The sequence below is a fragment of the Flavobacterium tagetis genome (genome assembly GCF_016735615.1).
Classification (GTDB): domain Bacteria; phylum Bacteroidota; class Bacteroidia; order Flavobacteriales; family Flavobacteriaceae; genus Flavobacterium; species Flavobacterium tagetis.
Window position 1 is genome coordinate 374,894 of sequence record NZ_JAERSF010000001.1, and the last position, 15,279, is coordinate 390,172.

General features: G+C 33.0%; 17 protein-coding genes. 3 read left to right on the plus strand and 14 right to left on the minus strand.

Translation table 11 applies throughout. From position 1 onward, the window contains the following. The first annotated feature begins 88 nt into the window (after positions 1 to 88). Together JI750_RS01735 and JI750_RS01740 are read left to right on the plus strand one after the other, a co-directional pair. Positions 89 to 499 (plus strand): YtxH domain-containing protein, encoded by a 411-nt coding sequence (locus JI750_RS01735; RefSeq protein WP_201998561.1) that lies wholly within the window; start codon positions 89 to 91, stop codon positions 497 to 499. Between the two features lie 87 nt (positions 500 to 586). Next, the gene (locus tag JI750_RS01740; RefSeq protein WP_201998562.1) at positions 587 to 1,399 is read left to right on the plus strand and encodes a mechanosensitive ion channel family protein; all 813 of its coding nucleotides are present in this window, start codon (positions 587 to 589) and stop codon (positions 1,397 to 1,399) included. Positions 1,400 to 1,560: 161 nt separating this feature from the next. Here JI750_RS01740 and tsaB read toward each other — a convergent pair whose 3' ends face one another. The 7 genes from tsaB to JI750_RS01775 all read right to left on the minus strand — a co-directional run bounded on the left by tsaB (position 1,561) and on the right by JI750_RS01775 (position 9,466). Beyond that, complete coding sequence (gene tsaB / locus JI750_RS01745) at positions 1,561 to 2,235, minus strand: tRNA (adenosine(37)-N6)-threonylcarbamoyltransferase complex dimerization subunit type 1 TsaB (RefSeq protein WP_201998564.1); 675 nt, start codon at positions 2,233 to 2,235, stop codon at positions 1,561 to 1,563. Positions 2,236 to 2,334: 99 nt separating this feature from the next. After that, positions 2,335 to 3,627, minus strand: coding sequence for an efflux RND transporter periplasmic adaptor subunit (locus JI750_RS01750; RefSeq protein ID WP_201998566.1), 1,293 nt, complete (start codon positions 3,625 to 3,627; stop codon positions 2,335 to 2,337). A 6-nt stretch (positions 3,628 to 3,633) separates the two neighbouring features. Next, entirely contained in the window at positions 3,634 to 5,016 is a 1,383-nt protein-coding gene (locus JI750_RS01755) for a TolC family protein (RefSeq protein ID WP_201998568.1), read from the minus strand. An 84-nt stretch (positions 5,017 to 5,100) separates the two neighbouring features. Next, positions 5,101 to 6,222 (minus strand): efflux RND transporter periplasmic adaptor subunit, encoded by a 1,122-nt coding sequence (locus JI750_RS01760; RefSeq protein ID WP_201998570.1) that lies wholly within the window; start codon positions 6,220 to 6,222, stop codon positions 5,101 to 5,103. A 37-nt stretch (positions 6,223 to 6,259) separates the two neighbouring features. Continuing rightward, the gene (locus JI750_RS01765; protein ID WP_201998572.1) at positions 6,260 to 7,525 is read right to left on the minus strand and encodes an ABC transporter permease; all 1,266 of its coding nucleotides are present in this window, start codon (positions 7,523 to 7,525) and stop codon (positions 6,260 to 6,262) included. A 2-nt stretch (positions 7,526 to 7,527) separates the two neighbouring features. Further along, a complete protein-coding gene (locus JI750_RS01770) occupies positions 7,528 to 8,772 on the minus strand; it encodes an ABC transporter permease (RefSeq protein ID WP_201998574.1) in 1,245 nt (414 codons plus the stop codon). Continuing rightward, entirely contained in the window at positions 8,765 to 9,466 is a 702-nt protein-coding gene (locus JI750_RS01775; protein WP_201998576.1) for an ABC transporter ATP-binding protein, read from the minus strand. Before JI750_RS01775 ends, JI750_RS01770 begins: the two co-directional genes overlap by 8 nt. A 181-nt stretch (positions 9,467 to 9,647) precedes the next feature. Here JI750_RS01775 and JI750_RS01780 point away from each other — a divergent pair, with 181 nt between their 5' ends. Beyond that, complete coding sequence (locus JI750_RS01780) at positions 9,648 to 11,054, plus strand: DUF4403 family protein (RefSeq protein ID WP_201998578.1); 1,407 nt, start codon at positions 9,648 to 9,650, stop codon at positions 11,052 to 11,054. Positions 11,055 to 11,073: 19 nt separating this feature from the next. Here the strand turns inward: JI750_RS01780 and JI750_RS01785 are convergent, their stop codons facing one another. From JI750_RS01785 to JI750_RS01815, 7 genes are all read right to left on the minus strand, one after another. Continuing rightward, the gene (locus JI750_RS01785) at positions 11,074 to 11,337 is read right to left on the minus strand and encodes a hypothetical protein (protein ID WP_201998579.1); all 264 of its coding nucleotides are present in this window, start codon (positions 11,335 to 11,337) and stop codon (positions 11,074 to 11,076) included. Beyond that, positions 11,327 to 11,869, minus strand: coding sequence for a DUF420 domain-containing protein (locus JI750_RS01790; RefSeq protein WP_201998580.1), 543 nt, complete (start codon positions 11,867 to 11,869; stop codon positions 11,327 to 11,329). Before JI750_RS01790 ends, JI750_RS01785 begins: the two co-directional genes overlap by 11 nt. A 2-nt stretch (positions 11,870 to 11,871) precedes the next feature. Beyond that, positions 11,872 to 12,558 carry an SCO family protein gene (locus JI750_RS01795; protein WP_201998581.1) on the minus strand — a complete coding sequence of 229 codons (687 nt, stop codon included), beginning with the start codon at positions 12,556 to 12,558 and terminating at the stop codon, positions 11,872 to 11,874. An 11-nt stretch (positions 12,559 to 12,569) separates the two neighbouring features. Then, the gene (locus tag JI750_RS01800) at positions 12,570 to 13,211 is read right to left on the minus strand and encodes a hypothetical protein (protein WP_201998582.1); all 642 of its coding nucleotides are present in this window, start codon (positions 13,209 to 13,211) and stop codon (positions 12,570 to 12,572) included. Positions 13,212 to 13,290: 79 nt separating this feature from the next. Further along, positions 13,291 to 13,641 (minus strand): cytochrome C oxidase subunit IV family protein, encoded by a 351-nt coding sequence (locus tag JI750_RS01805; RefSeq protein WP_201998583.1) that lies wholly within the window; start codon positions 13,639 to 13,641, stop codon positions 13,291 to 13,293. Between the two features lie 20 nt (positions 13,642 to 13,661). Beyond that, positions 13,662 to 14,645, minus strand: coding sequence for a cytochrome c oxidase subunit 3 (locus JI750_RS01810; protein ID WP_201998585.1), 984 nt, complete (start codon positions 14,643 to 14,645; stop codon positions 13,662 to 13,664). Positions 14,646 to 14,687: 42 nt separating this feature from the next. Further along, positions 14,688 to 15,275, minus strand: a complete 588-nt coding sequence (locus tag JI750_RS01815) for a cytochrome c oxidase subunit 3 (RefSeq protein ID WP_177210935.1) — start codon at positions 15,273 to 15,275, stop codon at positions 14,688 to 14,690. Between the last annotated feature and the right edge of the window lie 4 nt (positions 15,276 to 15,279).

Genomic DNA, 15,279 nt, shown 5'->3' on the forward strand with positions numbered 1-15,279 from the left:
CACTATATTTCAATTATTTATCATTAAAAAAACGAGTAATTCTATAAAATTAATTAATATTGCATTCTTAACCAATTAATTAAAAACCATGGGATTATCTTCATTTTTTAAAAATTTGTTTGGCTCAACCAAAGAGTCTGTAACTGAATTGGCAAATAATGCCGAAGAGACTTTTGAACAAGCAAAAGAAGCTGCTGTACCGTATATTGAGAAGGCAGAAGCTTTTGCAGAAGAAACTATTGAAAAAGTAAAAGAAGTTTCGGAACCGATCATTGATAACGCTGCAGAATATGCTGATAAAGCAAAAGATACGGTAAGCGAATATGCTGATAAAGCAGCTAAAGTAGTAAATGACGTAGTAGATTCTGTAAAAGAGAAAACAGCTTCTTTGGGAACTAACGAAACACCAGAAATCGTTTCTGAAACTGTAGTTGACGAAAGCGAGAAAACAGTAGCAGAAGTAGAAGAAATAGCTGACGACGCTGCTGAGAAAGCATAGACTCATTTTTCGAATAATGTAAATATTCTTATATTTGCACTACTAATATACCTTCTCTTATGAGAAGGTTTTTTTATTTTAAAATCTATGAATCTTAGTCCAGAACAAGTCAGTAAATACATCAGTCGTTTTATTGACATTTTAGTTGATTATTCACCAAAACTGATTTCTGCTTTTTTAATCCTATTTGTTGGTTTATATGCCATCAGACTAATTAATCGAATTATTAGAAAAATAATGATTCAGAGAAATCTAGATCCAACATTAACCAAATTCTTATCTGATATTTTATTATGGGCGTTGCGAATATTATTATTTGTAACCTTTATTTCTAAATTAGGAATTGAAACTTCGTCTTTTGTTGCCATATTAGGAGCAATGGGTCTTGCGGTTGGTTTATCGTTGCAAGGATCGCTTTCTAACTTTGCAGGAGGAATGCTAATTATCGTTTTCAAACCTTTCAAGGTTGGAGATACGATAGAGGCACAAGGTGTTATTGCAACAGTTCTTGAAATACAGATTTTTGTAACCAAAATGCTTACGGCAAATAACCAGACTGTGTTTGTTCCAAATGGTTCTTTATCTAACGGAAATATCATCAATTACTCAATGCAGGGAGAAAGAAGAGCCGATTTGACTTTTGCTATTTCCTATGATTCTGACATTAAAAAGGCTAAAGAAATTCTTTTAGATGTTTTAAATAAAAATCCTAAAGTATTGAAGAAACCTGCACCAGAGGTTTTTGTAAAAAATCTATCGGCAAGTTCTATTGATTTTGCTGTTCGTCCTTGGGCAAAAAATGCCAATTACGGAGCTGTTTTCTCTGAAACTTTAGAGAATTGCAAAATAGCATTGGATGAAGCTGGAATTGCAATTCAACCGTACACAATACAGAAATAATATGTTTAACTCGTGGGGCAAAGAATAAAATAATTTTATGCTGCGAGTAATATCTAATTTAATCTGCTAAAATCTTATCAAATCTGTGTGAAATACTTTTTTACGCAGATTTTTTTTTATGCAGATGCAAACAGATTAAATTTAAACATGCGTTAAAATTCTTATTCTTGTTTCTTTGGAGGAGCAATCATAAAATCTTTTAAATAATAAGGTTCAAAATAAGCGACATCTACAGTGTCGCTTTTTTGATACTTATCAAAACTGATTTTACTCATTGCTTGTGCAGAAGGATATTTTATGTTTTCTAAAAACACAAAATTGTCTTTAGTCAAAACTGGTTTACATTTTTCAGCACAATCGCCAACAAAGTAAAGTTTGTCTGTATATTCTTGAAATGAATTTTCGTCAATAATTTCTGCTTTAATCTCTCTTTCCAGTGTCAAATCTGACTTAAAAATGGCGCTGTAAACTTCCATACGGCGTGCATCTAACATTGGTATAATTTTTCCGTCTGTAACTCCTGCTTGCGATGCTAAAGTCTGCATCGTATCAACAGCAATCAACGGAATATTTAAAGCATAACACAAGCCTTTTGCTGCCGAAACACCAATTCTCAGACCTGTATATGATCCTGGCCCTTGGCTCACAGCAACGGCTTTTAAATCCTGTGCCGATATTCCTGCCTTTGCTATTACCTCTTCAATAAAAACATGAAGTTTTTCTGCATGCGAATACCCTTCATCTGCCAATTCACTGCAAACAATGGTCTGACCATCTTTTGCTATAGATACAGAACAATTTTTAGTAGCCGTTTCGATATTGAGAATAAAAGACAAAATGTGTAGTTTTAAAAATTAATTATTGGTGTCAGGCTGAGCGAAATAGAAGCTAGCATTAAAGCCTTCGACTTCGCTCAGGGACAATATGCTTAAATATTATTTCTTAGGAGCTTCGGCTTTTTTAAGCTTTACTTTATCTCCAGAGTTCAGATCTTTAGAAACTGTTGTATATGGTCCTGTAATAACAACATCACCAGATTTTAGTCCAGAAGTTACTTCTATATTAGTATCGTCTTGAATTCCGGTTTTAATGATTCTAATTTTAGCTTTATCTCCAACTTTAACAAAAACACATTCGAATTTTTTATCGCTTTTTGGAGCTACTTTTTTATCCTCATTTGGATCTTCAACTTTAAAATCTTTTACAGCAGTAGTATCCGATTTTACTACAACAGAACTAATTGGCACTGCCAATACATTTGTTTTTGTTATTGTAATAATATCAACTGTAGCAGTCATTCCAGGTCTAAAAGGAGAATAAGTACTTGGTTTTCCTTCTAACAAATCTTGATATGAATCTTTAAGAATGCGAACTTTAACTTTAAAATTTGTTACCTGATCTGAAGTCAATGTAGTGCTAGCAGAATTAGAAATACTGGTTACAACGCCTTTAAATTTCTTTTTTAAATAAGCATCCACTTCAACATTTGCTTCGTCTCCTATTTTAATTTTTACAATATCATTTTCGTTTACGTCAACTTCAACCTCCATGTTGTTCAAATTGGCAACACGCAAAAGCTCAGTTCCTGCCATTTGCTGTGTTCCTAAAACTCTTTCTCCCAATTCTACATTTAATACAGAAATAGTTCCATCAGCAGGAGAATAAATTGTTGTACGCCCTAAATTGTCTCGAGCTTCTGTTACAGATGCCGAAGCGCTTTGAACATTGTAATAAGCACTTTGTTTTGTTGCTTTGGCAACTTCAAAAGTAGAAATGGCTTTATCCCAATCAGATTTTGAGATTACACCTTTGTCATACAATATTTTATTACGCTCATAATTTGCTTTTGCCTCTTTAAAACTAGCGTCAGACTGAGTAAGACTTGCTTTTGTTCCAGCTAAATTTGCAACAGATCTATCTAATCCAGAGGTATATAAATCTGGATTTATTTTCACTAATAAATCACCTTTTTTTACTACCTGTCCTTCTTTTACATTTAATGAAATTATCTCGCCCGAAACCATCGAAGCAATTTTAACTTCAATTTCTGGTTGGATTTTACCTGTTGCAGATACTGTTTCAACAATTGTTGAAGCCATTACTTTTGCAGTTTCTACTTCTGTTCCTTCGTCTTTATTTCCTATTATTCCACCATTTTTAAGAGCCACTAAAGCAATGATGATTATTAGTACACCACCAACTAAGAAATAAATTGTTTTTTTTGACATAATAAATTATTTTGTAATAATTGGAACAATTGGAATTCCGAAATAAAACTCTAATATTTTGATTTTAAACATGTAATCGTATTTTGTTCTAATAACATCAGACTGCGCATTAGTCAATAATGTTTGAGCTTGTGTGAAATCAAATGAATTCATTAAACCAACATCATATTTTTCTTTTGCATAATTGTAAGCCTGCTGTCTTGCTTCTAAAGTTACAGTAGAAGATTCATAAGTATTTAAAGCTCCTCTTGCATCTGTAAAAGCAGTATAAACGTTACGTTGCAAATCTAAACTTTTTTGCTCTAAATCTATTTTAGATTTTTCTAAACTTACTTTATTACGTTCCACATTATTCTTAACCGAGAAACCATTAAAGATAGGAACATTTAACTGCAATCCAAAATTATGTCCTTTATTATCACTAAACTGCTGGAATATAGGATCTGGACCTACAGTATATGGATTACCGTTTGCATCTAACTTAACTTGATCACTATAACTTGCTCTCGTATTAAACCCGTAGAAACCTGAAAGCGTTGGCTGATAAGCCCCTTTAGCTATAGTAACATTTTTTTCAGCGATTTCAAGATTTGTTTGCGCTAATTTTAACTCTGTTCTAGTTTCTTTAGCTTTATTATAAATTTCAATTGGACTCTGAGCTAAGATATTATTTTCATCCGCTACATTTGTGTCGTCAACTACATCAAAATCCGCAAATTCTTTTAATTGTAAAAGCTGTGCTAAACTCAATTTAGAGATTAGCAAATTATTCTCAGAAACCGCGATGTTTTGTTTATCAGTTGCTACAGTAGCTTTCAAATCAAACAAATCTCCACGCGGTATAGTTCCTGCATTTACCATTTCTTCAGAACGAGCATATCTTTTTTCATCGATTGCTAACTGCTCTTTTTTAACCTTTAAATCTTCTTTATTAGATAAAATTTGTAAAAAGGCACTGGCAACATTCAGAGAAATATCTTCCTGCATTTTTAATAGCTGATAATGAGAGGCAATAATACTTAATTTCGCCTTTCTCATAGTGTTTTGATTCTGCAGGCCTTTGTAGATGTCAACTCCTGCATTTATACCAACTGAAGAATATTGTGTAGTCTGATTACGTAAAATACCCGTTGTGACATCCTGGTTCAAACCGATGTTCCAAGAGTGAGAAGCATTTCCATTTACAGATGGAAGATAATTACCTAAAGCTCCTCTTTTATCGATCTCAGCATTTTTTACATCTAATTCAGATAGTTTTACCGTGATATTATTTTCGAGTGCATATCTCACACACTCTTCCAAAGTCCATTGTTTTGATTGCGCCTGTCCAGTTAATCCGAATCCGAATAACACTGCAAAAACCAGACTATTATATTTATTTATTTTCATATACTTTTAATGAAGGCGCAGTAAACCAAACTACGCAAATTTAACATTTTTAAAACCAAAAGATCCTTAACCTTTCAAATTAGCTTATTTTTTTTCTTTGTCTCCTTCGTTAATCAAACCTTGATTCCAGATTTTAATTTTATCTGTATCATTTACACCACTTTTAACTTGAACGTAGATTCCGTCACTAACCCCAAGAACCAAATCTCTTCTTTGAAATTTCTGTGGAGCAGTTTCAACTTCTACATAAGGCTTTTGTGTTTTTTTGTCAAATTGAACCAAAGATTCTTTTATTGCCAAAACTTTCTCTGCTTTTTCTAAAATAATTGAAGCATTGGCACTTAAACCAGCTCTAATAAAAGTATCATCTCTGTTAACCATTTGTGCTTTAATTTCAAACTGGATAGCTCCATTTTCTGTAACTCCTTTTGGAGCAATATAATTTAAAACAGCATCAAACTTTTTATTTTCGATGGCACCAACTGTAATCTCAATCGGCATTTTTTCTTTGATTTTTCCAACTTCAGATTCGTCGATTTTTCCAATAAAAATCATCCTTCCAACATCGGCAACACTTGCGATTGTAGTTCCTTCATTGAAGTTATTACTTTCGATAACTTGATTACCAACTTTTACTGGAACATCTAGTACCATTCCGTTCACTGTAGAACGAATTAAAGTATTGGCATAATTTCCTAAAGAAGAAGTTGTTCCAGTTTTAACAATATCTAAACCTTGTTTTGCAGCTAAGTAGTTTTGTTTTGCCTGATTGTAAGATAATAATGCAGCGTCATAATCATTTGCAGAAATTACATCTTTCTCAAATAATGTTTTCTGCCTTTTATAGATTTTTTCCTGATTATCTAATGCTATTTTAGCGGTCTGCACCTGATTCTGAGAATTGCTTACATTCGAAACATTTGCTACAACTCTAATCTTAGCAATCATATCGCCAGCTTTGATTTTTTCACCCGCTTTGATATACACTTCTTCAATAATACCTGAGATATTTGGTTTGATTAGAACCTCTTCATCAGGCTGAATATTACCTGTCGCAATAGTATTTTTTACGATGGTCTTGATTTCTGCTTTTTCCGTTTTAAATACAATCGGAGATTCTTGGTTTTTAGCATACAAATAGTACAGCGCGCCAAAAAAAACAACTGCGATAAATATTAAAATGGTTACGGTTACTCCTTTTTTCATTTGTCTAGGGTTTAATCGATTTATTTTGATTGATAATTTATTCTGTTCTTAATGCATCTACAGGTTTAACATTGATTGCTGTCTGCGCTGGGATAAATCCGGCCAGCAAACCAGATCCGACCAATATAATTAATGCCACAAATACAACTCCTAAATCTACTGTTGGATTCGCAAACATAGTATTTTGATCTGCAGGCATCGAGTCTAAGGCCATATTTAAAACTGCTATAATTCCTGTGGCAACAGCAATTCCGAGCATACCAGAAATAATAGTTAAAAATATAGACTCAGTTAATATTTGACTTCTAATTGCTCCAGGGGTTGCCCCTAAAGCTCTTCTAATCCCAATTTCTTTTGTACGTTCTTTAACCACAATTAGCATGATGTTCGAAATTCCGATTACGCCTGAAATCAAAACTAATGTCCCTACGAAATAGGCAATTACTTTTAAAATATTGAATAAGCTTTGCACTTTATTAAACTGCTCATACAAATCAAAATTTCCAACTGCTCTCTCATCCGTCGGATTTATGGAATGCAATGATTTTATAATCTCTAAAATTTTAGGTTTTAAATCTGTAATAGAGGTTTCGTCTTTTGCAGTAAGCGCCATCCATCCTACTTTATCTCCATAATTAAAGGCTTGCTGAAAAGTTGTAAAAGGAATAAAAATATTCTTTTGCTCTTGTTCTGCATTTCCTCCTTGTTGTTTAGACTTATAAACTCCAACAACCATAAAGTTGATGCTGTTAATTTTGATGTACGTTCCAACAGCTTCCTCTTCTTTACCATAAAGTTCGCTGATAACTCCTTTCCCAATTACGCAAACTTTTCTTTTTTGCTCAATATCCTGTTGGTTTACAAATCTTCCTTTAATGATATCCATTGGCTGCTGTTTAATCAGCTCTGGATAATCTCCGTAAATTGTGAAAGCAGAAGTTTTGGTTCCTCTTACTACGTTATTTGTTCCATTAAAATCACCTAATTGATTTCTCGGCGAAACATATAATAAATCTGGCAATGCTGCTTTAAGCGCTGTTACATCACTATTTCTAAAATCATAACGTCTTGTTTTTGGCAAACCTTTATAAGCTTTTGAAGTAGTCTGACTCCACATAAACATGGTATTAGTCGCAATTCCATCAAAACCTTTTTTGATTCCATTTTCTAAACCATTACCTGCAGCAAGTAAAATTACCAAGATAAAAATACCCCAAAAAACACCAAAAGCCGTCAGAATAGTCCTGAAGGGATTGGCCGTTAAAGCCTGTAAAATCTCGTCCCAATTATCTTTTTTAAACATAACTATTCGTCTCTAAGTGCTACAATAGGTTTAATTTTTGCTGCTCTATACGCTGGAAAAAATCCTGCCATTGCTCCTGCAAAAACAAGTAATACCAAAGTAGTTAAAGCTACACTAAAATCTACTTCTGGATTTCTGAAATATTCACTCTGCACCATCGGGCCAACAAATTCTAATAATGCAAGACTAGCCAATAATCCGACAAAACCTGCAATAGTCGTAATAAAAATTGACTCATGAAGAATCATCGTGATAATTGAAAAAGGCGAAGCTCCTAATGCTTTTCTAATCCCGATTTCTTTTGTACGTTCTTTTACTATAATAAGCATAATATTACTCACTCCAACAACACCCGCTATAATAGTACAGATACCAACCCACCAAAAGAAGAGTCTGATATATAAATTTAAATCGTAAAACTGCTTGGCATCTTTAACTGAGTTGTACACTCCTACACCACCATCATCTTCTGGCGCAACAACATTTTTACTCTTTAATAAGTCTTTTAAATCTTGGGTAAATTTTTCTGACTGAGCCAATGCTTCGTCATAATCTTGCGTCTTTTTTAAGGTAAAAAACAAGTTGCTGATTTTATCACCTCCGCCGAATGTTTTCTGAACTGTAGTCAATGGTAAATAAGCACGGGTCTCTTCTCTTTCTCCTCCAGGGTCTGTAAAAACACCGACCACTTTAAAGTTGATATTGTTAATCAGAATCTCTTCTCCTATTGCCTCTTTATCTTTAAGCAGATCGGTTTTTAGCTTCATTCCGATAACAGCAACTTTGGCGTTACTTTCTAAATCCTTGGCATTAATATAGCGACCTTGAACTATGGTTAAATTTTCAATTCCGCCATAATCCGGATTTACTCCTCTAAACTGATAACTTCCCGATTCTTTGCCATAAGCAAAAGCCTGCCCCCAGTAATTATTTGTTGAAGCTCTGAGATCTAGTTTATCTTCAAATTTCTGCACCGATTGATTATAATCGCTATTGCGAAATTGAATCTGCCTTCCTGGATTTAGTCCTTTGTATTCTTTAGTAGTTGTTCCAGACCAAACTTCTATAATTCCAGCAGCATCGCGTTCGAATTGTTTTTCAATTCCATTTTGAAGCCCTTTACCAGCACCAAGCAAAATCACAAGGATAAAAATCCCAGAAGCCACAGAAATTCCCGTCAAGAATGTTCTTAAACGGTTTTTAGAAATGGCCTCAAATATTTCCTGCCAGCGTTCAATATTAAACATAAGACGAAGCTCTAACTTGTTCTACTTTTTTATCATCGATAATTAATCCATCTTTTAGGACTACATTTCTTTTGCACATTGCGGCAATATCAGGTTCGTGTGTAACAATTAAAATTGTTTTTCCTTCGTCATTTATCCCCTGAATAAGCTCCATAACTTCATACGAAGTTTTAGTATCAAGAGCTCCCGTTGGCTCATCGGCAAGCAATACTTTCGGATTGGAAGCCAATGCTCTCGCAATAGCAACACGCTGTTTCTGACCTCCAGAAAGTTCATTTGGCAAGTGATGAACATGAGAACCTAATCCTACTTTTTCCAAATATTTCATCGCAATCTCATAACGCTCCTTTCTTTTAACGCCTTGATAATACAACGGCATTGCAACATTATCTAATGCCGTTTTGTAATTTATTAAGTTAAAAGACTGAAAAACAAAACCTAAAAATTTGTTGCGATATTTCGAAGCAATTGTTTCGTTTAATTTCTTTATTGGTGTTTTATCTAAAATATAACTACCAGAATCAGCTTCATCCAAAATTCCTAAAATATTAAGAAGTGTCGATTTACCTGAACCTGACGAACCCATGATTGCTACCAATTCTCCTTCTTCTATATTAAAATTAATTCCTTTTAATACATGTAATTGCGAACTTCCCATTTTATAGGATTTATGTAAATCTTTAATTTCAATCATGGTATTGTTAATTTTTTTAGACAATGATAACGTTTTTATTAAGTAATTTATGATAATAAAAAGTTAATAATTTGGATTACCTATTTTAGTATTAGACTTCCTTTTTTAGTAATTGTTACACTTTTTTTTAGAAAATATGATTGTTTTTATAATTTTACCTTGTCTAAAAATTCATATTAAAATGAAACTAACTTCTATTATTTCAATTTTTTCAGCACTTGCCGTATTAACAAGCTGTTCTTCAACTTCAAAATTAGAAACTTTAAAACCGGAACCTGACGATGCTAGCCCATTAGTTTATGACAGCAGCCCTTCTTTTATCAACCTTCCGATTACGATAAAATTAAAAGATATTGAAAACCAAACCAACACTCTTCTAAATGGACTAATTTACGAAGACAATAATATAGAGGATGACGACATTGAGATGAAAATCTGGAAACAAGCTCCGGTCAAAATTCAAAATGATCCATCAAATCCCGATAAAAGAATAAGAACCATTTTACCGCTTAAAGCGAATATTAAATACCGAATCGGTACAAAAAAAATGGGGATAGAGCTGTACGACGTTAGAGAATTTAACTTAAACGGGGTTATAACTTTATCTAGTGAAGCCACTCTTAACAACTGGAAACTAACAACAAAAACGGAGTTCAAGTCTCTAAATTGGAACGAAAGCCCAACAATGACCGTGTTTGGCAAAAATATGCCGATTACTTATTTGATAAATCCAGCGGTTTCTATTTTTAAAAGCAAACTTGAAAAGGAAATTGATGGTGCAATTGAAAAATCAATGGATTTCAAACCAAACGTTCTTCAAGCCGTTGAAAAAATATGCACTCCTTTTCAAATGAGCGATACTTATGAAAGCTGGTTGCGAATTGTTCCGATAGAAATTTATTCTACAAACGCAAAACTAAAAAACGATTCTTTCTTGCTTGATATGGGAATGAAATGTAATATGGAAACCATAGTTGGAAAACAGCCAGAATCAAAATATAATGCAAACAAAATTGCTCTAAAACCTGTTGCCAAAATTCCAAACCAAATCTCGGCTAATATTGCTGCGATTTCAAGCTACGTAGACGCCTCTAAGATCATGACCAATAATTTTGCTGGTCAAGAATTTGGTTCTGGCAGTAAAAAAGTAACCGTAAAAAATGTTTCAATTTGGCATAAAGATGGTAAAATGGTTATCGCATTAGATGTTCTAGGATCTATCAACGGAACACTTTATCTAAATGGCTTTCCGTCATATAATGCTCAAACAAAAGAAATCTACTTTGAAAAGCTAGACTATGTTCTGGACACCAAAAGCAAATTGATGCGTACTGCAAACTGGCTTGCGCAAGGATATATCCTTAGAAAAATGGAAGAAAGTTGCCGTTATTCCATCCAACCGAATTTAGAAGAAGGCAAAAAAAGCATGGCAAGTTATTTAAAGAATTATTCACCAATGCCTGGCGTATTTGTTAACGGAAAAATGGAAGATATTCAGTTTGATAAAATACAGTTAACCAATCAAGCAATTATAGCTTTCATCAAAATAAACGGAACAGTGAATGTCTCGGTCAATGGACTTAAGTAAAAAAGAAAAGCAGTGTAAATTACACTGCTTTTTTCTTTTTAGAATACATTCGATAAATCAAATATCCTATTATTAATACGAGTAAATATGGAATTACCATTAAATAAACAATTCCGTCATTTACCGCTTCTGCTTTTTTAGTATTAGAATCTCCTCCTAACGCAGCACGGCACATGGCACATTGAGCGTTTGCTGAAATTCCAATGAAGAAAAAACAAATTCCAAAAACTAAGGCTTGGAATTTGGATTTTAAAAATTGAATATTATATTTTTTAGTGTACATAATAAGGCGAAATCATTAAATAAACAATCACTCCCGTTACAGCAACGTACAGCCAAAGTGGAAAAGTAATTTTAGCTATTTTTCTGTGTCTGTCAAAACGTTTTGCAAGCGCTCTTACATACGTAATCAAAACAAGCGGAATAATTGCGATTGACAATAAAATATGTGTTATAAGGATAAAGAAATATACATAACGTAATACCCCTTCTCCTCCATATTTTGTAGAATCTGAAGTCATATGATACGCTACATACATTACTAAAAATGCAACTGATAATGCAATAGCCGAAGTCATCAATCTTTCGTGTAATTTTTGGTTTCCTTTTTTAATTGCTAAAACAGCCCAAACCAACACAACTGCAGTAATACCATTTGTAGTTGCGTAAATTGGAGGCAAAAATGATAACGGCTCTACATTAATACCGAAATCTTTTAATTTAACTCCGAACAAAATTGCCACAACAACAGGAATTATTATTGAAACCGCAATAATAAATTTGCTGAATTTTTTCTCTAAAGTATTATCTTCCATTTTTATTCTGCTAATAAAATTTTAATGTCTTCTTGAATATCCCTAACTCCTTTTTTATCTAAACCATCGTAGTAAATACTCGGATTTCCAAACTCGTCTTTTCTGCAACGAATATTCCCATCTTTATCAATTAAGGCAAATAAACCAGAATGCTCAAATCCACCGCTTACTTTATCATTTTCTCCCGCATAAAGGTTAAAGCCTTTATTTGACAAATCCATAATTACGTTTCTGTCTCCTGTCAGGAAATTCCAATTAGTAGACTTCACTCCAAGCAATTTTGCATGATCTTTTAAAACCTGTGGCGTATCATGTTTTGGATCAATTGTAATTGAAACAATTCCGAAGTTAGGATTTCCAAAAAAGGTCTTTTCTATTTCCAGCATACTCATATTCATCTTTGGACAGATCGAAGGACAGGTCGTAAAGAAGAATTCCAAAACATATACCTTTCCTTTATATGTTTCATTAGAAACTTTGACGTTATCCTGATTCGTCAATTCGAATTTTGGAGCAGGACCAATTGTCAATAGCTTAGCATCTTTTGAAGATTTTACTCCTACATTATCCAAACGATTCCCTTTTACTACGTCACCGTTTTTAACTCGATCTACAATTTTAGGAATGGCGTAAATCCCAAAAATCAAAATAACAAAAGAGATTCCAATATATGATTTGTTTTTGAACATTATAAATTATTTTAAAGTTGCTTTGTAGCGTTATGATTCTTCTTTAAAGCTGCGCGGTATTCGTAAAGAATAATCTTGAAATCGTCAAGCATTTCATTACTCAACTCAGATGGATGAAAAGTATCGTATCCTTCTTTATACTCTTTCTGATCTTTTCTTCCTCTCAAATTACGTTCTTTATCGATAATATAAACGTTAGAGGTTCCAAGGTTTTCATTCAGCTTTTCTTTTAAATGCAATCCGTCATAAAACTTCTGAATTTCTTCTTTTGAAGCAAAAACAAAATTCCAATTCTTAACATCTGTAAAAGGAGATAATGCATCAACAATTTTTTGCGCTTCTTTTTCAGTTTCTGTTGGACATAGCACCACAAACTGAAGATCTTCAAAACCGTTGTAACGTTTGTAGATCTTTTCATTTAGATTAAAATAATTACCTCTGTTTTCTAAAATGTTTGTTCCAGAAAAACCAAGTACAGTAATTTTTTTATCAAGGGAGATTTTTTTTCCGTTTAATGAATTCCAATTTCCAAAATCGGCTACTTTAGGTGTTATTACAGGAAGAGTAGTAAAACTATTTACACCAGAAGCAAAGAATAAATACGCTACAATTGGCAAAACAAAAAGTACAAAGAGAACTATATTTTTTTTCATTGTATTAACGGAGAATTATTGAGGTACAAAAATAAAAAAAGCTCCGTAAATCGGAGCTTCTTTTCGAATTAATATCATGTTAAAAATTCCATTTAATAGTAGAATCTTTAAAAACCCCATAAATATAATGTCCTTCTGTTAACAGAATAAACAATAAATATAAAACTAGGAAGATAACAGGAGAAACTACAGACCATCTAAGGCTGCTTTTTTCACCTTCCATGTGCATAAATGCCCATACAATATAATATGCTTTGAAAACTGTAAGGATATAGAAAATCCAGTTTAACAAATTCAAACCAACAAAATGAGTAAACTCTAATGATGCAGGTTTATAGATACCTAAAATAACTTCAACTGTAGTTACTACTGAAAGCAATCCGAAAACAAACCAGATTCTTTTTGTATTTGATACGTGCTCGTGTGACATAATAATTAAATTCTAAAAGATTAAACTAGGTAGAATACTGTAAATACAAATACCCAAACTAAATCTACGAAGTGCCAGTATAAACCAACTTTTTCAACCATTTCGTAGCTTCTTCTTTTCTCGTAAGTACCTAATAATACATTAAAGAAAATGATGATATTGATAATAACTCCAGAGAATACGTGGAATCCGTGGAAACCTGTAATAAAGAAGAAGAAATCAGCAAATAATTTGTTACCGTACTCGTTTCTGATCAAGTTAGCACCTTCTACTACATATTTAGCGCTAGCTAAATGTTTTTCAGATTCTTCTCTTGACAAAACTGTCTTTTTCTTTTTATCTGTAAGTTTTTCTGTTCTGATTAAAATTTCAGGATGAGCTTTAAAACCAGCCTGAACTTCAGCAACTGTATAAGTTGGAAGAGATTGTGCATCTTCCATGAACCAAGTTGAATGGCTTCTTGTTAAAGCTTCTCTTTGTTCTGGCAATTTAACAGCAAAATCAGCTAAAGCTACTCTTTTACCATCTTTATCCACAAATTGAAGTAAACTTCCTCCAACTGTTTCAACTGCACCATATTCTCCTTTAATGAAGTTTTTCCATTCCCAAGCTTGAGAACCAACGAAGATTAAACCTCCAATAATAGTTAAGAACATGTAAATAGCAACTTTTGTCTTTTTCAATTGGTGTCCTGCATCAACAGCTAATACCATTGTTACAGAAGAAAAGATCAAAATAAAAGTCATTAATGCTACATAATACATTGGAGCCGCAACACCATGCATAAATGGGAAGTGAGTGAACACTTCATCAGCCAAAGGCCAAGTTTCAATAAATTTAAATCTAGAAAAACCATAAGCTCCTAGAAATCCAGAGAATGTTAAGGCATCTGATACGATAAAAAACCACATCATCATTTTACCATAACTTGCTCCTAAAGGCTCATTGTGACCGCCTCCCCAAGTTTTTTCGTCGTTGTTTGCAGTAGTAACTGTCGCTCCCATAAAAGATATTCGTTAAAAAGTTCCCAAATTTACGTTTTTTTCTTATTTAAAGAAATATAAAAATAAAAATAAATATACCCATAATAAATCCAAAAAGTGCCAATACATCGCACCTAGCTCTATCCCAAGAGTTTGAGTCGAATTGTATTTTTGTTTAAAATGATTATAAATTATAATTAAAAGTGAAATTAATCCGCCAGCTAAGTGCAACAAGTGTGTAACTGTCACCACATAAAGAAAAGTTGTAGTAATTGAACTACCTTCTCCTGTAAAGTAATACCCTTCAGCAACGATTTGTCCAAATCCTTTGAATTGTAATACTACAAATAAAATTCCTAAAGCCAAAGTTCCAAGAAGCAATCCTGTAACTGCACTTCTATTGTCTTTCTGAATAGCTTTTTTTGCCAAGTGAAAAGTAACGCTACATGCAATAATTACTGCTGTACTCCAATAGAAAGCCGAAGGAAGTTCAAAATTCTTCAACCAGTCTGCTCTCGATTTACTTACTACAAATGCACTTGTCAAACCAGCAAACATCATGGTCATACTTACCATCGCGAAAAGCAGAATCAGTTTTGCTGATTTTGATTTCCTTACTTGTTCTTCATTTGTTTTCAATGTCATTTCCATAACA